Below are 22,160 nucleotides of genomic sequence, written 5' to 3' on the forward strand. Positions count from 1 at the left end.
AGACCCGAAACCGCAGTAACCAGTGCCGCCACTATAGCCAAGCCTGGTCCTACTTCAGCATTGTGGCCTGCCCACACCATGCTCGCGACGATCGCAGCAGCTGTTGGGCTCGCCAATCCAATAAAGACCCCTTTATCAACGGTATCTACCTGTGTATTGAAACGCGCAAGCCTCAATGCCGCACAAGCTGCATATAAAAATGCTATAGCCCAACCAAATTTACCCAGGTTTCCCAGCGCCCAACTGAAAACGACCAAGGCAGGAGCCAGGCCGAATGAAACCATGTCTGAAAGCGAGTCATATTGAACACCAAAGGCACTTTGGGTATCTGTCAGGCGAGCGACGCGCCCATCCAATCCATCCAGTACCATCGCGACAAAAATCGCTATCGCAGCCGATTCAAAATGCCCACTCATACCTGCGACAATGGCATAAAAGCCGCTAAACAGTGCACCTGTTGTCACAAGATTGGGCAGCAGGTAGATACCTCGTGCGCGCACTCTTTTACCACTGGAAGAAACCTCTTCCTCAACATGCTCATCGACAGGCAAACGAATTTCCTCAGTAGCCTCACTACTTGAGTCTATGGGCTGTTTTTCGCCCCCTTGACCGCTCATATACTCTCCATTGATGCATTGTGCAGTCAGCGAGTTTAACGCCAATTTACCACCCGAGCCCAGAGCAAAAAAAAAACGGCAGGGTCGCCCCTGCCGTTTTTGCCAACCTTAAGTCAGCTATTACCTTCGGTGCGATCAATAATTTTATTCGCTTTGATCCACGGCATCATGGCGCGGAGTTTTGCCCCCACTTGCTCAATCTCGTGTTCACTACCAATGCGACGCTCTGCTTTCAGACGCGGCTGCCCCGCCAGGGACTCGAGCATAAAGTCTTTGGCAAACTTACCGGTTTGAATATCTTTAAGAACCCGTTTCATTTCTGCCTTGGTTTCTTCCGTAACAATACGCGGGCCAGTTACGTAGTCACCATACTCTGCGGTATTGGAGATAGAGTAGCGCATATCGGCAATGCCCCCCTGGTACATCAGGTCGACAATCAGCTTCAACTCATGCAGACATTCAAAATACGCCATTTCCGGAGCATAGCCGGCTTCTACCAGAGTCTCAAAACCAGCCGTTACAAGCGCAGAAACACCCCCACACAGAACAGCCTGCTCACCGAAGAGATCTGTTTCAGTCTCTTCTCGGAAATTGGTTTCAATAATACCTGAGCGGCCACCACCATTAGCTGAAGCATAAGACAGCGCCAAGTCTTTTGCTTTACCTGTCGCATCCTGATAAACCGCAATCAAGGTAGGGACACCGCCTCCCTCAAGGTAGGTCGATCGAACGGTATGGCCGGGCCCCTTGGGAGCAACCATAATGACATCGACATCCGCTGGTGGCTCAATCAATTCAAAGTGCACATTAAAACCATGTGCGAAAGCCAGTGCTGCACCAGACTTTAAATTTGGAGCAACTTGCTCTTTGTAAATATTCGCCTGGTATTCATCCGGAGCGAGTATCATAACCACGTCGGCATCTTTCACCGCATCGACAACTTCAGCTACCTTCAAGCCCGCGCCTTCAGCCTTTTTCCAGGAAGCAGACCCCTCGCGCAACCCAACAACAACATTCGCTACGCCAGAGTCTTTCAGGTTATTGGCATGGGCATGACCTTGAGATCCATAACCAATAATGGCTACTGTTTTTCCCTGAATTAAAGAAAGGTCACAATCTTTGTCGTAATAAACTTGCATCGCTCAATTCCTGCTTTTTGCTCTATACACTTAATACTTTTTCACCGCGGGCAATCCCGGAAACTCCGGATCGCACCACTTCCATAATTGTGTGCTCCCCCAGCGCCTGGAGGAACGCATCGAGTTTTTCGCCGGTTCCTGCCACCTGTACCGTGTACATACTGCTGGTGACATCAACGATCTGCCCGCGAAAAATATCGACACTACGCTTCACCTCATCGCGCTGGGCACCATTGGCTCGCACTTTCACCAATAGCAGCTCCCGCTCGATATGAGAGCCTTCAGTGAGGTCCACCAATTTCACAACATCGATAAGCTTGTTTAGGTTCTTGGTAATTTGCTCAATCTTGTGATCGTCACCAATCGTCACCAAAGTGAGACGCGATAAAGTCGCATCCTCAGTAGGCGCCACGGTGAGGCTTTCAATGTTGTAGCCACGCTGGGAAAATAAGCCAACAACACGAGACAAAGCCCCTGGTTCGTTCTCCATCAGAACCGAAATTATTCTACGCATCGCCCTACCCTTTAAGTTCTCTCAGTTTTGCTCAGCCACATGTCACGCATGGAGCCATTTGGTAGCACTTGCATGGGATAGACATGCTCAGATGGGTCGACGTATACGTCGATAAATACAGTGCGATCCTTAATTGCAAAAGCTTCTTGTAACTTGTTGTGTAGGTCTTCACGACGCTCCACTTTCACTCCGACGTGACCGTATGCCTCGGCGAGTTTCACAAAATCAGGCAGCGATTCCTCGTAAACACTATTGGAAAGCCTTCCTTCATATTGCATCTCCTGCCACTGCTTCACCATCCCCAGAGCCTGGTTGTTAAGGCAGAGGATTTTTACTGGCAGATGATATTGGGTAGCCGTAGAAAGCTCCTGAATACACATCTGGATACTTCCCTCGCCAGTTACGCACACAACCTCTTTATCCGGGTGAGCTATTTTCACCCCCAAGGCTGCCGGTAAGCCGAAACCCATAGTCCCCAGCCCACCGGAGTTAATCCAGCGGCGCGGCTTATCAAACAGGTAATATTGCGCAGCAAACATCTGGTGTTGCCCTACATCGGATGTCACAAAAGCATCACCCTCAGTAATGTCATACACCGCCTTGATCACATCCTGCGGCATTATCAGAGCACCATTAGTCTGATAACGAGGAGCCGTGTAGAGCCCGTGACGCTCACGCCAATCATCGATTTGGCGCCACCAGTCAACTATCGCGGAGTGATCCGGCTGCTCATCGTTGGCTTTCAACGCTTCGAGCATCTCCCGAAGGACAGCCTGGACCGTGCCAACAATCGGGATATCGGCAACAATCGTTTTAGAGATCGAAGCCGGATCGACGTCGATATGAATAATTTTGGCACCCGGGCAGAATTTGCCTGGAGTATTAGTCACCCGGTCATCAAAGCGTGCACCTACAGCCAGAATAACGTCGGCGTGATGCATGGCTGTATTTGCCTCGAAAGTGCCGTGCATACCGAGCATTCCCAAGAAACGCCTGTCACTTCCAGGAAATGCTCCGAGCCCCATCAAGGTATTAGTCACCGGGTAGTTCAACTTTCTAGCCAGCTCGGTGAGAAGCTCGGCGCCGCCACCCTGCACCACTCCCCCGCCGGCATAAATCACCGGGCGGCGAGCTGATAGCAACATAGCAATCGCTTTGCGAATCTGGCCGCTATGCCCCTTACCTGCTGGGGTATAGGAGCGCATCCGCAATTTTTCAGGGTAGTGGTAGGGGAATCTCTCCGCCGGGTTGGTTACATCCTTTGGAACATCGATCACTACGGGACCGGGACGGCCAGTATTGGCGATAAAAAATGCCTTTTTGACGATCGTAGGAATATCTTCAGCATTTTTTACCAAAAAGCTGTGCTTCACGATCGGTCGCGAGCAACCGACCATATCTGTTTCCTGAAACGCATCCTCACCGATCTTATCCCTGGGTACCTGGCCAGATATCACCACCATAGGGATAGAATCCATATAGGCCGTTGCGATGCCAGTAATCGCGTTCGTAGCACCGGGACCAGACGTCACCAGTACCACACCCGCCTTACCAGTAGACCGTGCATAGCCATCGGCAGCATGGGTCGCACCCTGCTCGTGACGCACGAGAATATGCTTTATCGACTTCTGCCGAAAAATAGCATCATAGATATGTAACGCTGAGCCGCCCGGGTATCCAAAAATCAGATCCACCCCTTCATCCTGCAGCGCGCGAACCAACATATCGCCGCCGGAAAGTAATTCCACTTGAGTCTCCTCAATTTTCCTGTTTTATAGGATAGCCATCACCGAAAACGTATAAAACGCCTACCAGCAAGAATGCCAGGCAGCAATTATAGGGGAAAATGGTGACAAATATCAGCCTGTTGCGTGTTTAGCTGCCGATTTTTAGGATGAACTGATCGCGCATAAACACCCAACCCCAAGTAAATCTACAAAGGTTCACTACGGGGTTAGCAGGCCTCCAGGGGTGGGGAGGGCCACTCAGTGGAATTTCGATGGAGGATGTTCCACCAGGGTTAGACTCAAAACCACGGGTTTGCGGTGAAATCTAGTCACTGAGTAAACCCCCGATTTTGCCAATTGAGTCCTAGCTGTCAATAGGTGTCTGCGAAAGTGTTAAGACAGTTACAGGAAAACCCGCCAGTACCGGTACAATAAGGGGACGGAAGGAACATCAACACAAGGGGTAAGCACCATGCGCATCTTACTGGCGCTATTGATTGCAGTAACAGCTACGACCACTCAAGCCGATGGCATCTATAAATGGGTAGATGAGAATGGTGTTGTCCACTTCGGTGAGCAACCTCCAGGAGACGCTCAAGTGGACGTGATCAAAAAGCCCAAGTCAGAGCGCTATAAGAAATGGGAAGCTGAACAAAATGCGATAGCCGCACGTGAAGCACAGAAAAATGCACCTCAAGTGCCTCAACAGTCAAAGGAAGAACAGCTGCCCGACGCTGAGCAACAGAGACAACTGGAGGCCAGAGCTAAAGAAGAGGCAGCAAAACGAGCAGAGCTCTGTGTCGCGTACCAAAAGAACCTTAAGAGCCTGACCACACACGCGAGAGTGCGCGAAAAAGATAAAGATGGAAACTATCGCAGGCTCGGAGAAGATGAGCGGCAAGAACGCATTACCAAAGCCCGCGAGCAAATCAAGAAAAACTGCTAGTCGCCCTTCTAGCGATACCGATCCCTAAGGCTCACGGTAGGGACTATCAGTAAATTGATCCAGGCTATAGCGTTCAGTGTAATAGCCTGGTTCAAAAGCACTATCCCTGGCCATAGGTACCGTCACCCTGGCAATACTCAATTGCTTCACCAGGTAGGGGCCGTCCTGCCCGGCATCGCGAATTAAGAGCCCGTAAAACTCCAGGGGAACCCAGTGCCGCCCCGCCGTTAACTCAAGAGCATTTTGCGTTGTGCCTATCGGGGATTGCTCATCGTTATACAGGGAGCCCTGAAAATAGTAGCGCCCCTCTCTGCTGATATCGACTTCCGCCTCAATTAATAAATTGCCATCGGCGGTAACGGAATCCCGCAACGAGCCCGTATAACTTCCCGTATCCTCAGATAGGGTGAATGCTGCCGCATCTCGAAGACCATCAATATCCGTATCCACAATGACCTTAAAAATGCCCGCCTCCAGCACCTGGCTATTAAAGGAGCCCGCCTCCATCAATACTTCGTAGACTAAGTCTCCATCCGAATCACCGAAAGCCAAGGTACCCACGACTTCTTGGTCTTCGTAAACCAACAGCGCAGTCAAGTCAGCACTGACCCGATCTCCATCACTATCGGCCTGATAGGCAAAAACCCGAATAGTATCCCCACGCAAATAAAACTTTTCATCTGTCCATATAGTCAGAGAATCCCCTTCCTCACTGTGAGTGGTTCTTTCATCCACCGCGAATGTCTGAGTAATCGGGTCTTGCTCAGGAGTTTTAATTGCTCGGTTTTCTGGCGGATAGCGATGAAAGCGGGCTAGATCCGAGAGAAGGGATTCGTGTAACTCAGTCTTGTTGGGCAGGGACTGAATTCCCTTCCATAGTTTTACAGACTGATCCTCTTCCTCTTGCTCCAGTTCCGCCGGCTTAACGTTATCAGGCTTGCGGCTTCGGATAGATTGCTCTTCAGCTTTTGCTTTAGCTACAACAGAGGGCGTCGCCTCTTCACTACCAGCCAGGGCCCAGTAACCCACCAACCCAGTAACTACGGCCAGTACACCCCAGCCTGCCAGCCGGGCCTTTGAGCGATCTTTGCTTGATGTGGACATCAATACCTCCGAAGCCTTTTATTTTTTTAGTTAATTTGTGCAGGCTGAGATTCTACCCGCGCTGTTCTTTCCTGAGCCACAGTCCAGTCCATCGGGAATAGAATCATAATCAGGGGATAGAATACCACCGTTACGCTGCGCATCATGATCTGTATAGATACTGGCCAAATTGTAAGATCGAGCAGTGCCTTTACTGTCGTTATCACAAGAGAAAATCGCGCTGCCGTAAGCTACGCCAAACAGGGTTTCATATTCTTTGAGATTCGACCACAGGTTGCGCTTGGCAGATCCGGAACAGTTCATTTGCGAAGCCAAATTAATGTAACCGTCATCCTCACCATTCAGCAGCATGGAGGTAGCACTTTCCACACCAGGGAAGCCCGCATAACCCCCAATGGTGTACACCGGCGCACCGAGATTAGTCCCTACATAATTTCTCACAGTGTAAACATCATTAGTCTGCATATAGCGAACCGCCGAACACTCACGCCCAAGAAATAGTGCATTGACCAAATCGTCATACCAGCTTCCATTACATATCCGATCAACGCCTTCAGTACCGGTAATTGCACCTCCTGTGGTGAATATTGCAGCAACACCGCTGATAGCCGCATCAAAATCAACGCTCACTGCATAGCTCTCGTTAAGCCCGGCAACTCGAACTTCTTCTTCAACCGTTTTACAGGATTTACTGCCATACCAAGTCGTGGAACATTTTTTTACTTCTTGAATTTCTGTATTGCTATCGAACTGGTTGTAGGCGCGATTGTAGTATGGGGATCCTTCAACAGCGTTACCCGCGATATACATCATTTGGGCTGCACCCTGGCTGTGGGAAATAATCCAGAAAGTGTCCTCTGCTGAGCACTGGTTTTCGTGTTCAAACCGATCTCCCTGGCCAGAGCGGATCTCTATAATTTGACGAGCAATTTCACCCGCAGTCTCATCATGCCAATAGGGGAATTCACCTTCATCAGTTGAGTTATAACCGACAACGCCGTAATTGCCGCCATCAACTAACAATTGCTCAATAAAATCACTGCTAGAATATTCGTCGAAAACCGCCTCACTCCAATAGTCCAGTGCTGGCTGCACTAAACTCCCATCATTACTTTCACTTGTAGTGTGTCCTTCGACTCCGTGTCCATGAACCAGGATATAGCAGTTTTCCGCTACCGCTGATGAAGCTCCAATTATCGCCGAGAAAAAAATAGACAGGCTTGTACCCAGCCTTTTAGACAGTGCCATTGTTATTTTCCTTTATTGTTTTAGTAAGTGGTAACTCTCGTGACTGAAGAGTTTTAAAAAATCTGAATAACGCAATGTACAGCAGACGACTAAAACTTATCCTTAACGCTCTATTTCGGAATAGGATTAAAGGCGCCAGAGGGGGGTCGAATCCGCCACGCGAAGCGACCAATTCGTCATATTCCTCAATTTATACTCGTGCTTTGAGGCGCCTTTGCTATGATGCCGGCAACGCCACCCGGACGGCAGTAAGTCATGAGAGACCAAAATAAAAATATGTCCGGCCATGCCGGCGTGCCCAAGATATTTGCGCCTTACTTTGTGGTTGCCGCCGCCAGGCTCGGCATCCCCACCGAGACGCTAATTGAACGATTGCCATTCTCATTTAGCTGGAATCCAGGAGAGAGTGAATGGCTTAATTACAGTGAATTCAATGCTCTAATTGAAAGCATACTGGCGCTATCCCCTGTTACTTCACCAGGTCTCAGCTTTAGTCGCTTCCCAATTATGCTTTGGCTTGAAGAAACTATTATCGAAGCTCAGCCCTCCTTGAGACGGCCGAGGGAGATCTTTCGCCCTGCAGAAATTGTACTCTCACAAACTCTGGCCCCCCTCCTGCGGTTCCAGACTTACCAGGAAGCCGATGCGGAAGTACTCACACTCAACTGGCAGCAGGAACTCTTTAGCGCTCCGGTCAATCATTTTATTGCTGAAATGCTGATGAGTCGTGGAGTAGACCTATTGCGCACTCTTAACCCCAGGTTTCCCGAGGTCCGGGGATTAAAGTTACGCAGTGAAAAGCCAGAAGATGACTCTATCCACAAGAGGATTTTCCAGTGCCCGATTGAATTTTCCGCTGATGAAAATGCGATTATCCTGGGATCCCAGATACTGGACTTCCCTATACCCAGTTACCATAAAATCATTCGCAGCCAGAGCAGAAATATTTTAAAGGCAGTTTTGCACAATACTTTGACCAGCTATAACCTGGCAGCCAGTTTGCGAGCTTGGCTCGAAAAGCACTTGCTCAGTGAAGAAATTACTATCAAACAAGCCGCAGCCCACTTCCGCACCAGCGGCCGTACTTTACAGCGCAGACTGAGAGAACAGGGAGTAACATTCCAGCAGCTTAAAGACAGTGTTACGCTATCTCTGACCAAGAAACTCCTTCTCTCAACCAATGATTCCGTAGAAAGTATTGCGGTACAACTTCATTTTGCCGAACGAGCAGTATTTACTCGCTTCTTTAAAAAACATGAGGGAGTCACCCCTTCTGAGTTCCGTCGCAGCAATGTCGACAGAGATATTTTCGAAGCGTAAATAAGTGTAAAGAAACTCAGGAGGCCGCTACAGCCTCCGCCTCAAAATTCCGCCCAAGATACATATACATCGCCGGCACGACAAATAAAGTAAATAACGTTCCAATTGTCATACCGGTCGCCACTACCAAGCCCATTGCAAACCTTGCTCCTCCTCCTGGCCCCGACGCTATTAACAATGGAACCATCGCCAAAACCAGAGATGCGGTAGTCATTAAAATCGGTCGCAAACGGATTGAAGTGGCCTGCTCAATCGCTGATCGCTTATCAAGCCCTGAGAGCTGTAACTTATTGGCAAACTCCACTATCAGAATGCCGTGTTTGGAAATAACCCCAATCAGGGTAACCAGGCCCACTTGTGTGTAAATATTGAGAGTCGTCAATCCTAGACTGACAAAAATCATCGCTCCGCAAACACTCATCGGTACGGTGACCAACATAATCAAGGGATCACGCCATGATTCAAATTGAGCAGCCAGCACCAAATAAATTACTATCAAGGCAAAGAAAAAGGTAACCACCAAATCTGATCCTTCAGTTTTGAACTGTCTGGACTGCCCCGAGTAGTCCACAGAATACTCGACCGGTAAGATTTCTTTTGCCGCATTATCCAACACCATCAGTGCTTCACCCAACGTAATTCCAGGGCGTGGCACACCCGAAATAGTGACGGCATTTAACTGTTGAAATCGCTTTAGTTGCTGTGGTTCAACGGTTTCCGTGAGCCTTATCAAAGTACTCACAGGAACCAACTTGTCGTTTACCGCCCGAATATAATATTGCTCCAACTGATCAGGGGTTAGGCGGTCAACTCTCTCGACTTGAGGGATAACTTTATAACTGCGATTATCCAGGGAAAAACGGTTAACATAAGCTCCGGATAACATCGTACCTAAGTCACGACTCAAGTCCACCATTTCCACACCCATACTGGCCGCTTTATCACGATCAATTTCTATTACAATTTTTGGTTTATCAATTTTCAGATCAGAATCGAGAAAAATAAATTTTCGACTCTCAAGAGCTCGGGTCATAATATCGCTTGCCACCGATGCCAGATTCTCCATGGGCTCTGTAGAACCGATAACAAATTCAACCGGAAGCTGCCCTCCCGCAGTTGGCAGACTTGGTGGCACCACTACAGCTATTTTTAGCCCGGCTATTTGCTGAACATCACTGCTGATCAACTCCTGCATCTTTTCCGTATCACGGTCTCTCCCTTCCCAGGGAGCCAAAACAAACCCGGCCACCGCATTATTAACACCACTACTGAAGGTGCCCGCCCCATTAAGCAGAAAAAGATTTTCTACCTCAGTAAATCTCTCAGCAATGACATTAAGTTCACCACTGTACTGTTCAACATAATCTAAAGTTGCGTAAGCATCGGCAGTAGAAATTGTAAGAACAAGCCCCCTATCCTCTGTAGGTTCAAGCTCTTGAGGGGACGTCACAAATAAGAAGTAACAACTTATCAATACAATTAAGCCGAAAACCAAAATAACTCGGCGCTCATCAAGAGAAGAATGGAGCGATTTTTCAAATCTCGTCTGAAGTCGATTAAATTGGCGTTCCAGCCAAATTTCAAACCGGGTACCTCCACTATCGCGAGGCTTTAATATTTTCGAGGCCATCATGGGGGATAAAGTAAGAGCGACCACTCCAGACAGTAATACGGCGCCAGCTAGGGAGAATGCAAACTCTATGAATAGGGTCCCGGTTAAACCACCGAGAAAACCAATAGGAATATACACTGCAATTAGCGTCGTAGTCATAGCCACTACAGGCCATGCCAACTCTCGAGCCCCTACGATCGCAGCCTCTTTTGGAGGCAAGCCCTCTTCTATATGTCGATGGACATTTTCCAAAACAATGATGGCATCATCAACAACAATTCCGATAGCCAGAACCATGCTTAGCAATGTGAGTAAATTGATGGAAAATCCCATTAAAAACATTAAAAAGAATGCACCGACGAGAGAAAGAGGCAGTGCAATTGCTGGAATCAATACGCTGCGAACTGACCCCAGAAACAAATAAATCACCAAAATTACTATAAATACTGCTTCAACAATTGTTTTGACGACTTCTTCAATGGAGTCCTGAATATATTCAGTACTGTCGTAAGGAATCTCGCCTAGCATACCCTCTGGCAACTGTGGAAAAATTTTCTGCTCCAACTCCTCGCGTACTTTTTTAATAACATCAAGGGAGTTCGCATCGGGTGCCACCTCAATAGCAATAAAAGTGGCCGATTGTCCGTTAAAAGTCACAGAGCTGTCATAGGATTCAGCTCCTAACTCTATCTCCGCCACTTCACCTAGACGAACCAACTTATCCCCATCGGCTCTAACCACTAGCTTGCGGAAATCCAATTGACGTGCAATATCTGTATCCGCACGTATTTCCAGTGCCACACGGGTTCCCTTTGTCGAACCAACTGCCGACAGAATATTATTATCCCTAAGCGCATCAGAAATATCTGCAGGTGTGACTTCCAATGCCGCCATCTCTGTCGGCTTTAACCAGACTCTCATTGCAAAAGTACTGTCACCCAAAAGGCGAGCTCGCTGCACACCAGCTATAGTCGCCAATTTAGGTTGAACAACGCGTGTCAGATAATCCGTAATTTGATTATTAGCGAGAATATTTGAGGAAAAAGAAAGGTACATTGCAGCAGTGGTTTCTCCCTGCTGCATTTCCACGCTGGAATCCTCTGATTCATCAGGCAATTCACTGCGCAGCTTATTTACCTTGGCAACGACCTGAGTTAACACTTCATTTGGATCGTAATCAAAACGTACATAAACGTTTATCGTCGAGAGACCTTGCACGCTGGTGGAGACCATGTAATCGATACCATCTGCAGTAGCAATCTCTTGCTCAAGCGGCGTAGTAATAAACCCCTGTACTAGATCTGAGTCGGCACCAACATAAACGGTGGTTACTGTAATAACTGCATTTTCAAGTTCCGGGTACTGCCTGACATTTAATTCCGTTAGCGACCTTAAACCCAATAGAAAAATAAATAGGCTGACTACGCAGGCCAACACTGGCTTTCGAATGAAAATCTCTGTGAAATTCACAACCTATAAATTCCAGGTTTAACTATTTTCCGGTGTGGGGTCTGCGCTTTCTGGGGGTTGATTCTGATTATTGATAACCGCTTTCTCTCCATTGCGAAGTTTGAGTAGTCCGCTGCTAGCCACTATGTCCCCCACCAAAAGTCCTTGTGTAATTTCAACTAGATCCCCACGCTCCTCACCAGTTTTCACAAACCGTTTAACTGCGATCATATGCTCGCCATCTTTATCGGGCTCCAACACAAAAACCGCCACCCCATAGGGAGCAAAAGCCAATGCGGTTCTGGGAATAACGAGCACTTTTCGCTGTGCACTTATCTTTACGGATACCTGGGCAAACATCCCAGGACGTAAATCGTGTTGGGGGTTTTTCAGAGTAGCTTGAATCAGAAAGTTCCTACTTGCACTATCCACCTGAGGGTCAACAGCAGTAATTCTTCCTTCGTAGGTATTTTTAGGGAAGGCATCTGTTGTCAACTGAATAGCAAGCCCAGCCTTAACCAAGGCATATTTTTGTTCAGGGAGGGAAAAATCAACAAAAATAGGATCAAGTTGCTGTAGAGAAACAACAGACTCCCCCGGGCTTACATTCTGCCCAAGATCGATTTGTCGAATTCCCAGTACTCCACTAAAAGGCGCCACGATAACTCGCTGATCCACCCTGGCCCGCTGCACTTCTATATTGGCAACCACCTGGTCCAAAGTACTGCGAGCGCTATCCAAATCTGCTTCGGTTGTTACACCTCGCCCCAGCAGAGTCTTGATCCGCACGTAATTACGACGGGCCAAGCGAAGCTCTGCATCCAACACCTGCAACTGCGCCTTTTCCGGTTCAGCAAAAATTTCCGCCAATAAATCGCCCTTCCTAACATGCTGGCCCGACTTGAAGTGAATAGCGCTGATAACCCCCTGAGCTTCGGTAGTAACCTCTACACCATTAACAGCTCGAATGGTGCCTATTCCTCTCAGGTCTTCCTTCCAATATTGAAACTGGGCGGTTGCTGAAGTCACTGTGGCCGCAGGCAGGGCTAAGTTGTCTATGAACTGATTCACCATATGCCTGCCAATTAATTTATAAGCAAAAATTCCGCCGAAGAGCAAAAGGCATCCCAGCAGCATTAGCAACATACGCTTACTGATATCAGGCCCCCGTAAGGTGTCGTCAATAAAAACTATAAACTGATACTTGCAAGGGAAACTATGCGCTACGGAGGGGTGCCCCTCTACGTAAATATCCGAACAAACGGATTAGCGCACCTGTGAGTATAGATATGGAGAGAGTGAGGAATCGGTGGGAGTTTAGGGGTGCACTATATGGCACCCCCAAGTGCTTTTTTATCGGAATACGGCTTTATCGCCTTCAACATCCGCGTGGATCGTTGCTCCAGGGGAAAACTTACCGGCGAGAACATCTTGCGCCAGCGGGTTTTCCAGCCATACCTGAATAGCACGCTTTAATGGCCGTGCACCATAAACGGGATCGAACCCAACTTCTGCTAATTTATCCAGCAGACTTTCAGATACCTCTAATTTCAGGTCCCTCTCTGTCAGTCGACGGCAAAGTTGTTGCAACTGAATTTCGGCAATAGAGCGTACTTCTGCCTTATCCAGTGGATGGAAAACAACCACTTCGTCAATACGATTTATGAACTCTGGCCTGAAATGGTTCCCCACCACTTCCATCACCGCACTTTTCATCTGTCGATAACGAATTTCAGCGTCCAGGTCATCACCATTTTCAGCTGTGGCGTATTTTTGAATTAAATCTGAGCCAAGGTTTGAAGTCATTACGACAACGGTATTACGAAAGTCTACCGTGCGCCCCTGGCCGTCGGTCAGGCGGCCATCATCAAGAACCTGTAAAAGAATATTGAATACATCGGGATGCGCTTTCTCCACTTCGTCTAATAGCACAACAGAATAGGGTTTTCTCCGCACCGCTTCAGTCAGGTATCCCCCTTCTTCATAACCTACATATCCGGGAGGTGCGCCAATCAGTCGGGCCACAGAGTGCTTCTCCATAAATTCCGACATATCGATACGCACCATGGCGTCTTCTGTGTCAAACAAGAACTGAGCCAATGCCTTGCATAATTCCGTCTTACCCACACCGGTTGGGCCGAGGAACAAGAATGAGCCATTGGGTCGGTTGGGATCAGCTAGCCCCGCCCTCGAGCGGCGTACGGCATTAGCAACCGCTTCCACCGCTTCCCCCTGTCCGATGACCCGCTTGTGCAACTCATCTTCCATTCGCAGTAGCTTTTCACGCTCACCTTCGAGCATCTTAGATACAGGAATACCCGTCCAGCGGGATACCACTTCAGCCACCTCTTCATCGGTAACCCGATTGCGCAGCAGGCGGGGTTCTTCAGAAGCTTCAGCGGTAGCGGCACTTTTAAGCTGTTGTTCAAGTTGTGGAATTACACCGTACTGTAATTCAGACATTCTATTGAGATCACCTGCACGCCGTGCAGACTCCATATCGAGCTTGGCCTGCTCGAGCTTTTCCTTGAGGTCGTGGCTGCCGGCAAGCTGTGCCTTCTCCGCCTTCCAAACCTCTTCAAGGTCGGAGTATTCCCGCTCCAGTTGTAGAATCTCTTCTTCCAGTTTCGACAGGCGTTTTTTAGTCGCCTCGTCATCCGTATCCTTTTTAACCGCCTCACGTTCAATCTTTAATTGAATTAAACGGCGCTCCAATTTATCCATGGATTCCGGTTTGGAGTCGATCTCCATGCGTATCCGGCTGGCGGCCTCATCAATAAGATCAATCGCTTTATCTGGTAATTGACGATCAGTGATGTAACGCTGCGATAATTTTGTCGCCGCAATAATTGCAGAGTCGGTAATATCAACACCGTGGTGTACTTCGTAGCGTTCTTTTAATCCGCGCAGAATCGCAACCGTATCCTCTTCCGTTGGTTCATCAACCAGCACTTTTTGGAAACGCCGCTCAAGCGCTGCATCTTTTTCAATATATTGCCGATACTCATCCAGAGTGGTTGCACCGACACAATGTAATTCCCCGCGGGCCAAAGCGGGCTTCAGCATATTTCCCGCATCCATGGCCCCCTCAGCTTTACCGGCACCCACCATCGTGTGGATCTCATCGATAAAGAGAATAATGCGACCTTCCTGTTTGGATAATTCGTTGAGTACCGCTTTTAATCGCTCTTCAAATTCTCCACGAAATTTTGCGCCCGCCAACAATGCCCCCAAATCCAGGGAAAGAAGTCGTTTGTCCTTTAACCCTTCCGGCACTTCACCATTGACGATACGTTGAGCGAGCCCTTCAACAATGGCAGTTTTACCAACACCCGGCTCACCAATTAGTACAGGGTTATTCTTGGTACGCCGCTGTAAGACTTGAATCGTCCGCCGTATTTCATCATCGCGGCCGATCACCGGGTCAAGCTTGCCGGCCAGAGCCCTCTCGGTCAGGTCGAGAGTATATTTATCCAGCGCCTGGCGCGCTTCTTCCGCATTGGGGTCATCCACTTTTTCGTCGCCACGCACTTTTTGAATTGCCGCCTCTAATTGTTTAATGTCGCCGTTGGCATTTAGGATTTTGGAAATCTCTCCCGCCGCAGAGTCGAAAGCCGCCAGTAATACAGTTTCACTGGAAATAAAACTGTCACCATTTTGTTGGGCTCGCTTGTCCGTGAGATTCATTAAGCGCATTAATTCCTGGGACATCCCCACATCACCCGTGGGGGAAGTCACCCGCGGCAGGCTATCCAACCGCTTGGCAAGGTCATTGCGCAACCCGTTTAGGTTAAATCCCGCCTGTGACAGGAATGCGGGTACGCTTCCGTTGTTCTGGTTAAGCAGTGCCAGAATCAAGTGCTCGGGATAAATCTGGTTGTGGTCGCGCCCTACCGCCAGGGATTGCGCATCAGCAAATGCCGCCTGTAGCGGGTTTGTCATTCGGTCAATTCGCATGAACGAAACCTCTTTTACTCGATTTTTTCAGAAGCGCTGCAATAGTGGCACTAATTTGCCTTTTACATTCGCTATGGTACTGACAAGTAAAATAGGGGCGCAGGAAGGGTTTTCAATGATTTAAATCAATAGCGGCATTTATTCTATGCAAAGTGGTTTTGCGGCAAATCTATCTCTTATAATTTTTTACAGCCCAGTCAACGCCCAGCCTTGTAATTGCCCAAGCTGCCCCAATATTATCGAATGGCTTACATAGAAAAAATAAGCCATCTAGAAATTCAGTTCAGTCTTTATCCCGCCATATCAAAGTTGCCATACGACCGGTTTCAGACTCCCTGCGGTAGGAAAAAAACTTCTCAGGTTCTGACATTGTGCAGAGTCCCCCACCGTATACCCCGCCAATCCCCAGCTCTGCCAACTCCGCGCGAGCCAGGGCGTAGATATCTGTTAAAAAGTGCAGTGGTTTCTTAGTGTGTGGGCGGAAACAGCTAGCGATTTTTTCTGTGTGTCGACTGCTAATTGCATTTTCAAAGAATGCCTCGAGGACATCGATTCCAGTTTCAAAGGCCTCCGGGCCAATCGCTGGACCCAACCAAACCATCAACTCCTCAGGATCACACTTCATCGCCCGTACGGTATTGCGCAATATACCACCGGCCAATCCGCGCCACCCGGCATGGGCTGCTGCTACACGGGCACCACTCTTATCGCATAGCAAAACAGGCAAACAGTCTGCGGTTAGCACGGCACAGACAACACCTCTTTTCATACTAAAGCAGGCATCTGCGGTTCGAACTAAGGCGTCATCACTTGCCTCGACTACTTTGTCGCTATGGATCTGCTCCAGCCACTGCGGTTCTGAGGGCAACTCAAGCTCCTCCCTCAACTGTTGGCGATTGGCAGTAACAGCTGACTCCTTGTCCCCCACGTGAGCAGCCAGATTAAAGGAGGAGAAATGGCCACAACTTTGGCCCCCAGTGCGTAGCGTCGCCGCCGCCCTCACCCCTGCGGGTGCGGGCCAATCGGGTATCAGGTAGTGGTTACTTGGCATTGAGATATCTTGCTTTGCGAAATTGTCCTTTCGAGAACCGGCGATAGGTGCCCAGGCGAATTTATAACCGGTACTTCAGGGCTCATCAGCGCGCAACTGATCGAGCAGTGCTTGCATGTCAGCAGGCATTGGCGCACACCAATGCATGTCCTGTCCACTAGTGGGATGTACTAGAGCTAGTTCAGCCGCATGCAGAGCCTGCCGAGGGAAGCTCTGGAGAGCTTCAACAAGGTCTGCCGAGGCCTCTGGAGGCAACTTTGGGCGGCCTCCGTAGAGTGGATCTCCCACGAGCGGGTGCCTGATATGGGCCATGTGTACCCGAATCTGATGAGTACGACCGGTTTCCAGCTTGCAGCGTAAGAGCGTGTAAGCGCTGTAACGCTCCTGTACACGATAATGAGTGATCGCCTCTTTGCCGCCAAAGTCCAAAACAGCCATCTTGAGACGATTTTGACGATGCCGACCGATGGGCGCATCAACACGACCCGCAATGGTGATATATCCTTGGACCAAGGCATCATACTGTCGACTCACCGTTCTCTGCTTTAATTGATCCACGAGATGGGTCTGAGCGGCCAAAGTCTTAGCCACAACCATCAGGCCACTGGTGTCCTTATCCAGCCGGTGAACAATACCGGCTCGGGGTATCAGCTCCTGTGCTGGATTGTGGTAAAGCAGGCCATTGAGCAGAGTGCCGTCGGGGTTACCGGCAGCGGGGTGGACTACGAGGCCCGCGGGCTTATTGACCACCATCAGGCTGTCATCTTCGTACATAATATTGAGGTCGAGGTCCTGGGCAGCCCAGCTACCTTGGGGTTCCAGCTCTGCGCGAAGCTGGATAAGCTCGCCGCCAAAGAGCTTTTCCTTGGCCTTAGCTGGGGCTCCGTTTAAGGTGAGCTGACCGCCTTTGATCCACGATTGGAGGCGCGCGCGCGAAAAATCGGGAATTAATTCGGCTGCGGCCTGGTCTAAGCGTCGACCAGCCATATTGGCAGGAACTTGGATATCTAGTTTTAGGTGTTCAATCATCAATCAATTGCAAATACTTTGGGCAGCTCCGCGACTGTGGTTAAATGTCCGACGCGCCAGGTTAATACTGGTGGGTAGTTTAATAAGGTAGAGTGTAAGAATGATAGAGCGAGGGGCTATGCAGACCTGGAAAATGCTGTGGCTGGCCTTGGTGTCCGCAATATTGGTTGCCTGCGCCAACACAGATGATTCGGAAGTGGGCCTACCCACAGGTTCACGTACAGAGCAGGCATACTACGAGATGGCCCAGCGACAGCTGCGAACCAGCCAGTGGGATCTTGCCATCAGAAACCTGCGAGCCCTGGAAGACAACTTCCCATTCGGCAACTACGCGGAACAGGCTCAGCTTGAGCTGATCTATGCCTACTACCGCAACTATGAAAACGATGCTGCTATCGCCGCTGCAGACCGCTTTATCCGCCTACACCCCCAGCACCGCAATGTCGACTACGCCTACTATATGAAGGGCCTGTCCTCCTTTACTGAGGGCACAGGCCTGTTCGAGCGCTTTATGCCTACCGACTTGACCAGTCGCGACCCAGGATCGGCTCGAGAGTCATTCGCTTATTTCTCCCAGTTAATGGCCCGCTACCCTGAGAGCCGCTACGCTCCAGACGCGCAAAAGCGCATGATCCATTTGCGTAACCTGCTGGCTCGCTATGAAGTTCACGTGGCTAACTACTACTTTAAGCGCGGCGCCTACCTCGCAGCAGCCAATCGTGGCCGCTACATTGTGGAAAACTTCCAGCAGACACCCGCAATTCCCGATGCCCTGGCAGTTATGGTTCAAGGTTACCATTTGATGGAAATGCAAGATCTCGAGGCTAATGCCCTGGATGTACTGCGCAATAACTATCCAAAGCACCCCGCTTTTAACGAAGACGGCACTTTCAACTACGACTTTTACAAAGGTCCGAGCGGCCGCAGTCTGGTGCACAGGGTTACCCTGGGCCTGTTTGAAAAATCTGACCCGCGGGGCTTTGACAGCCGGGAACTCTATAATCCCGAATACAACCGGGACGAGACTCCCCTGCCTCCAGAGCTTCTGTAACTTATCACTTGAAAATAGAAACGGCGCCATTCGGCGCCGTTTCTATTTTCAGGATAGCTAGTCTCCCAGCTTCCAGCCATTGGTGATGGGATAACGACGATCCCTTCCAAATCCGCGTTCAGAAATACGCACCCCGATGGCTGCTTGGCGCCTCTTGTACTCATTGCGTCCCACTAACCTGACCACACGCTCTACATCCTCTCTCTGGAAGCCACGCTGAATGATTTCCTCAGCGCTGTGGTCTTGATCAACATAGAGATTGAGAATTTGATCCAGGATCTCGTAAGGCGGAAGGCTGTCAGAATCCACCTGGTCCGGGGCCAGCTCAGCACTGGGGGGGCGAGTAATGACCGTTTCAGGAATCACTTCAGAAATTGTGTTGCGGTAACGGGCCAGCTCGAATACCAATACTTTGGGAACATCCTTCAGGGCATTAAATCCGCCTACCATATCCCCGTATAAGGTTGCGTAACCAACGGCCATCTCACTCTTGTTACCGGTGGTCAGGACCATCGCGCCCTTCTTATTGGAGATAGCCATCAAAAGGACACCACGAGAGCGGGCCTGCAGGTTCTCCTCAGTGGTATCCCTCTCACTGCCAGCAAATTCTTCAGCGAGAGCGCCCATAAACGAATCAAAGATGGGCTCGATACTAATTTCCCGATAGTGAACCCCCATTCTTTCCGCTTGATCGGCCGCATCGCCTTTACTCAGATCCGAGGTATAGCGAAACGGCATCATTACCGCCTCAACACGCTCTTTGCCCAACGCATCGACCGCAACTGCCAATGTCAGAGCTGAGTCGATTCCACCCGACAACCCCAGTACAACACCATTAAAACCATTTTTATTAACGTAGTCGCGCACCCCGAGTACCAAGGCTTGGTACACGGAAGCCAAATCGCTGCGAGGAGGAGCAATTTTCCCAGGGAGTACCGTCAAATCCTGTCCCTGCAAAGATATGGAAGCTGGCAACAACTGCTCTGTAAACTCCTCAGCCCTGGCACATACCTCTCCCTCGGCGTCAACAACGATTGAGCCACCGTCAAAAACCAGCTCGTCCTGACCACCGCACCAGTTTACATAGGCAATGGGGACCCCGGCATTCTTTGCCTGCCTGGAAACCAATTCCAACCTCTGTTGAGCCTTGCCCCGATGGAAAGGTGATGCATTGATGTTGAGAATCAACTTGGCTCCAGCATCGACTGACTGCTTGATAGGCTCTGGAAACCAAATATCCTCACAAACACTCAGTCCAACAGGAACTCCCTTGATATGCACTACACAGGGAGATTTACCCGGTTTGAAGTAACGCTTTTCATCAAAGACCTGATAGTTAGGCAGCTTCTGTTTGGAATATTCTGCGATTAACTCTCCCTCAACTATTACCCCCGCCATATTGAACATAACGCCATCGAGCAACTTGGGGTAACCCACAACAATGGCGCAGGGCAGTTCTGCAGCTTTGAGCTGATCCAATGCCGCATCAATACGAATCTGCATACTGGGGCGCAACAACAAGTCTTCAGGAGAGTAGCCGCACAGGGTCAGCTCCGGGAAAAGTACCAAGTCAGCACCCAGTTCCTGGTACGCTCGGCGCGCAATTTCTATCACCTGCTTGGTATTCCCTGGAATATCTCCCACCAGGGAATTGATTTGTGCCAGCACTAACTGCAAAGTAGACATCGTTGAACCTCGGACAAGACAGGCCGCTATTGTAACCCCATCGGGGTAACAACAGCAGCGGCTCACCACTACAAGAATACCGGGCATCTACAGTGAGCAGTTCCCAGACATCCCCCCAACAACACCATGAGCTTTTGCGCATAAGCGCAATTTACCGAGTAGCAATAGCCCTAGTTCTGCTGGGAGTATTCTACTCCGACATAGGTGGAGGCTCACTTGGCACGTACTTGCCAACACTATTTATATATACAACGTCTTCCTATGCCCTTCTGAATGTGGCGTGGTTACTATTTTTGCGCCAGAAGGCTTACCAGACAAATAGCAGCCAAGTCGGGATTATTTTGGGCTGTGACATTCTGGTTTTCTTGTTGTTGATCGAGGCTAGTGGAGGGCTAAACTCTGGACTCGGTTATTTACTGCTTATCAGTTGTTCAATCGGTGCCATCCTACTTGATAAGCGCCTCAGTGCATTTTTTGCGGCCATTGCTAGCTTGGGTGTTATCGCGCTCCAGCTTTACCATTTACTAACTGAATCGGGTTCTAGCCAGGAGATTGTGTCTGCAGGCGGACTAGGTTTACTACTATTTGTAACCGTAAGTGCCATCCAGTACCTATCGGAACGTATTCGTAAAGCTAATATTCGCGCAGACAAACAAAGCCGCCAGGCTGCGCACCTTCAACGCCTGGCTCAAGAAATCATTGAAAGAATGAATACCGGTGTATTGGTTTTAGGCCCTTCTTTCAAGCCAGAACTGATCAATAAATCAGCAAGAAGATTGCTAGAAAACCAAATTGATACAGCGCATGACTACCATGCAGAGCTGAGACAAAAGGTTAGGGAGTGGCGCAGTCATAAGAGTCAAAATAATGTGCTTATCCCCGCAAAAAATGGGGACGAGCTTCATGCAAATTTTTCAGAATTACAGCATGACACGGGTCATAGCACATTAGTTTTTGTGGAGGACAACCGGAAGCTGGCAGAGGCAGCCCAAAAGCTCAAACTCGCCTCCCTGGGCCAACTAACAGCTTCAATTGCTCACGAAATACGTAACCCCTTAGCGGCAATCAAGCACGCCGCACAGCTACTATCGGAGTCCCCAGAATTAAAAGAAGAGGACCACCAATTAACAGACATAATTTGTCGCCAAAGCCAGCGCATCAATCAGATTGTTGAAAACGTAATGCAGCTTTCACGAAAGCGCGCCCACTCAGCCCAAAAATATGAGCTGGGGGCTTGGCTCAAGCAATTCTTAGTAGACTTCAATGCCGGGAAAGCGGATGACCTCGTCGAGTTGGACGCTATAGGGCAGGTGCCACTGGTATATTTTGACTCCGCACAATTGTCACAAGTAGTCACCAACTTAACAGAGAACGCCTTGGAACACTCAAAACTAGCTACAGGAGTGGGCCATGCCTCTATTAGTGCTTACTACAATATGGAGCGCAGGAATACAGTTTTAGAGATCAAAGATCTTGGTAAGGGTGTACCTGAAGAGGTTCTCAATAAAATATTTGAGCCATTTTTCACAACAGAAAAAAACGGCAGTGGACTGGGCCTATATATCGCGCGCGAGCTATGTGAAGCCAACAACCTTACCCTCTATCACTGCCGGAGTAGTGATAACAAAAGTTGTTTTAGGATTGAATTTTCCAACTGTGAAGAAGTTACTTGATCTGGCTCATAGATTTTTTTCGACCTATGAGCCATTA

General features: G+C 49.2%; 16 protein-coding genes (1 of these 16 cut by a window edge). 4 read left to right on the forward strand and 12 right to left on the reverse strand.

From position 1 onward, the window contains the following. From pssA to ACJJI5_RS20895, 4 genes are all read right to left on the reverse strand, one after another. Positions 1-617 carry the 5' portion of a CDP-diacylglycerol--serine O-phosphatidyltransferase gene (gene pssA, locus ACJJI5_RS20880; RefSeq protein WP_282934338.1) on the reverse strand. It extends 259 nt beyond the left edge of the window, so only the first 617 of its 876 coding nucleotides appear in the window; it begins with the start codon at positions 615-617; the stop codon falls past the left edge of the window. A gap of 113 nt (positions 618-730) precedes the next feature. Beyond that, the gene (ilvC, locus tag ACJJI5_RS20885; RefSeq protein WP_282934339.1) at positions 731-1,756 is read right to left on the reverse strand and encodes a ketol-acid reductoisomerase; all 1,026 of its coding nucleotides are present in this window, start codon (positions 1,754-1,756) and stop codon (positions 731-733) included. A gap of 22 nt (positions 1,757-1,778) precedes the next feature. After that, entirely contained in the window at positions 1,779-2,270 is a 492-nt protein-coding gene (gene ilvN / locus ACJJI5_RS20890) for an acetolactate synthase small subunit (protein WP_282934340.1), read from the reverse strand. Positions 2,271-2,281: 11 nt separating this feature from the next. Next, the gene (locus ACJJI5_RS20895; protein ID WP_413664326.1) at positions 2,282-4,018 is read right to left on the reverse strand and encodes an acetolactate synthase 3 large subunit; all 1,737 of its coding nucleotides are present in this window, start codon (positions 4,016-4,018) and stop codon (positions 2,282-2,284) included. Positions 4,019-4,469: 451 nt separating this feature from the next. Here ACJJI5_RS20895 and ACJJI5_RS20900 point away from each other — a divergent pair, with 451 nt between their 5' ends. Continuing rightward, positions 4,470-4,943, forward strand: coding sequence for a DUF4124 domain-containing protein (locus tag ACJJI5_RS20900; RefSeq protein WP_444934846.1), 474 nt, complete (start codon positions 4,470-4,472; stop codon positions 4,941-4,943). Positions 4,944-4,967: 24 nt separating this feature from the next. Here ACJJI5_RS20900 and ACJJI5_RS20905 read toward each other — a convergent pair whose 3' ends face one another. Beyond that, on the reverse strand, positions 4,968-6,047 hold the full coding sequence (locus tag ACJJI5_RS20905) for a DUF4785 family immunoglobulin-like domain-containing protein (RefSeq protein WP_445355096.1): 1,080 nt from the start codon (positions 6,045-6,047) through the stop codon (positions 4,968-4,970). Between the two features lie 30 nt (positions 6,048-6,077). Then, complete coding sequence (locus ACJJI5_RS20910; protein ID WP_413664323.1) at positions 6,078-7,295, reverse strand: hypothetical protein; 1,218 nt, start codon at positions 7,293-7,295, stop codon at positions 6,078-6,080. Between the two features lie 255 nt (positions 7,296-7,550). On the opposite strand from ACJJI5_RS20910, the gene ACJJI5_RS20915 reads away from it, so the two are divergent. Beyond that, entirely contained in the window at positions 7,551-8,615 is a 1,065-nt protein-coding gene (locus ACJJI5_RS20915; RefSeq protein ID WP_444895245.1) for a helix-turn-helix domain-containing protein, read from the forward strand. Positions 8,616-8,631: 16 nt separating this feature from the next. Here the strand turns inward: ACJJI5_RS20915 and ACJJI5_RS20920 are convergent, their stop codons facing one another. The 5 genes from ACJJI5_RS20920 to rluD form a co-directional block, all read right to left on the reverse strand. Next, entirely contained in the window at positions 8,632-11,697 is a 3,066-nt protein-coding gene (locus tag ACJJI5_RS20920; protein WP_445355097.1) for an efflux RND transporter permease subunit, read from the reverse strand. A gap of 18 nt (positions 11,698-11,715) precedes the next feature. Then, positions 11,716-12,822, reverse strand: coding sequence for an efflux RND transporter periplasmic adaptor subunit (locus tag ACJJI5_RS20925; protein ID WP_444895247.1), 1,107 nt, complete (start codon positions 12,820-12,822; stop codon positions 11,716-11,718). Between the two features lie 207 nt (positions 12,823-13,029). After that, positions 13,030-15,633 carry an ATP-dependent chaperone ClpB gene (clpB, locus tag ACJJI5_RS20930; protein ID WP_413664319.1) on the reverse strand — a complete coding sequence of 868 codons (2,604 nt, stop codon included), beginning with the start codon at positions 15,631-15,633 and terminating at the stop codon, positions 13,030-13,032. A gap of 283 nt (positions 15,634-15,916) precedes the next feature. Then, positions 15,917-16,684 carry a peptidoglycan editing factor PgeF gene (gene pgeF / locus ACJJI5_RS20935; protein WP_444895248.1) on the reverse strand — a complete coding sequence of 256 codons (768 nt, stop codon included), beginning with the start codon at positions 16,682-16,684 and terminating at the stop codon, positions 15,917-15,919. A gap of 75 nt (positions 16,685-16,759) precedes the next feature. Continuing rightward, positions 16,760-17,713 carry a 23S rRNA pseudouridine(1911/1915/1917) synthase RluD gene (gene rluD, locus ACJJI5_RS20940; RefSeq protein WP_445355098.1) on the reverse strand — a complete coding sequence of 318 codons (954 nt, stop codon included), beginning with the start codon at positions 17,711-17,713 and terminating at the stop codon, positions 16,760-16,762. Between the two features lie 100 nt (positions 17,714-17,813). Here rluD and ACJJI5_RS20945 point away from each other — a divergent pair, with 100 nt between their 5' ends. Continuing rightward, entirely contained in the window at positions 17,814-18,764 is a 951-nt protein-coding gene (locus ACJJI5_RS20945) for an outer membrane protein assembly factor BamD (protein ID WP_444906458.1), read from the forward strand. Between the two features lie 57 nt (positions 18,765-18,821). Here ACJJI5_RS20945 and ACJJI5_RS20950 read toward each other — a convergent pair whose 3' ends face one another. After that, the gene (locus tag ACJJI5_RS20950) at positions 18,822-20,450 is read right to left on the reverse strand and encodes an NAD+ synthase (RefSeq protein WP_445355099.1); all 1,629 of its coding nucleotides are present in this window, start codon (positions 20,448-20,450) and stop codon (positions 18,822-18,824) included. 92 nt (positions 20,451-20,542) lie between these two features. On the opposite strand from ACJJI5_RS20950, the gene ACJJI5_RS20955 reads away from it, so the two are divergent. Then, a complete protein-coding gene (locus tag ACJJI5_RS20955) occupies positions 20,543-22,123 on the forward strand; it encodes a sensor histidine kinase (protein ID WP_444895252.1) in 1,581 nt (526 codons plus the stop codon). Positions 22,124-22,160 lie beyond the last annotated feature (37 nt).

This window comes from Microbulbifer maximicatervae (SeqCode) (assembly GCF_052467955.1).

Excerpts from the sequence above, each read along its gene's own strand:
- ilvC (WP_282934339.1), bottom strand. The coding sequence starts at position 1,756 with ATGCAAGTTTATTACGACAAAGATTGTGACCTTTCTTTAATTCAGGGA.
- ilvN (WP_282934340.1), bottom strand. The coding sequence starts at position 2,270 with ATGCGTAGAATAATTTCGGTTCTGATGGAGAACGAACCAGGGGCTTTG.
- ACJJI5_RS20900 (WP_444934846.1), top strand. The coding sequence starts at position 4,470 with ATGCGCATCTTACTGGCGCTATTGATTGCAGTAACAGCTACGACCACT.
- ACJJI5_RS20905 (WP_445355096.1), bottom strand. The coding sequence starts at position 6,047 with ATGTCCACATCAAGCAAAGATCGCTCAAAGGCCCGGCTGGCAGGCTGG.
- ACJJI5_RS20910 (WP_413664323.1), bottom strand. The coding sequence starts at position 7,295 with ATGGCACTGTCTAAAAGGCTGGGTACAAGCCTGTCTATTTTTTTCTCG.
- ACJJI5_RS20915 (WP_444895245.1), top strand. The coding sequence starts at position 7,551 with ATGAGAGACCAAAATAAAAATATGTCCGGCCATGCCGGCGTGCCCAAG.
- ACJJI5_RS20925 (WP_444895247.1), bottom strand. The coding sequence starts at position 12,822 with ATGTTGCTAATGCTGCTGGGATGCCTTTTGCTCTTCGGCGGAATTTTT.
- clpB (WP_413664319.1), bottom strand. The coding sequence starts at position 15,633 with ATGCGAATTGACCGAATGACAAACCCGCTACAGGCGGCATTTGCTGAT.
- pgeF (WP_444895248.1), bottom strand. The coding sequence starts at position 16,684 with ATGCCAAGTAACCACTACCTGATACCCGATTGGCCCGCACCCGCAGGG.
- rluD (WP_445355098.1), bottom strand. The coding sequence starts at position 17,713 with ATGATTGAACACCTAAAACTAGATATCCAAGTTCCTGCCAATATGGCT.
- ACJJI5_RS20945 (WP_444906458.1), top strand. The coding sequence starts at position 17,814 with ATGATAGAGCGAGGGGCTATGCAGACCTGGAAAATGCTGTGGCTGGCC.
- ACJJI5_RS20950 (WP_445355099.1), bottom strand. The coding sequence starts at position 20,450 with ATGTCTACTTTGCAGTTAGTGCTGGCACAAATCAATTCCCTGGTGGGA.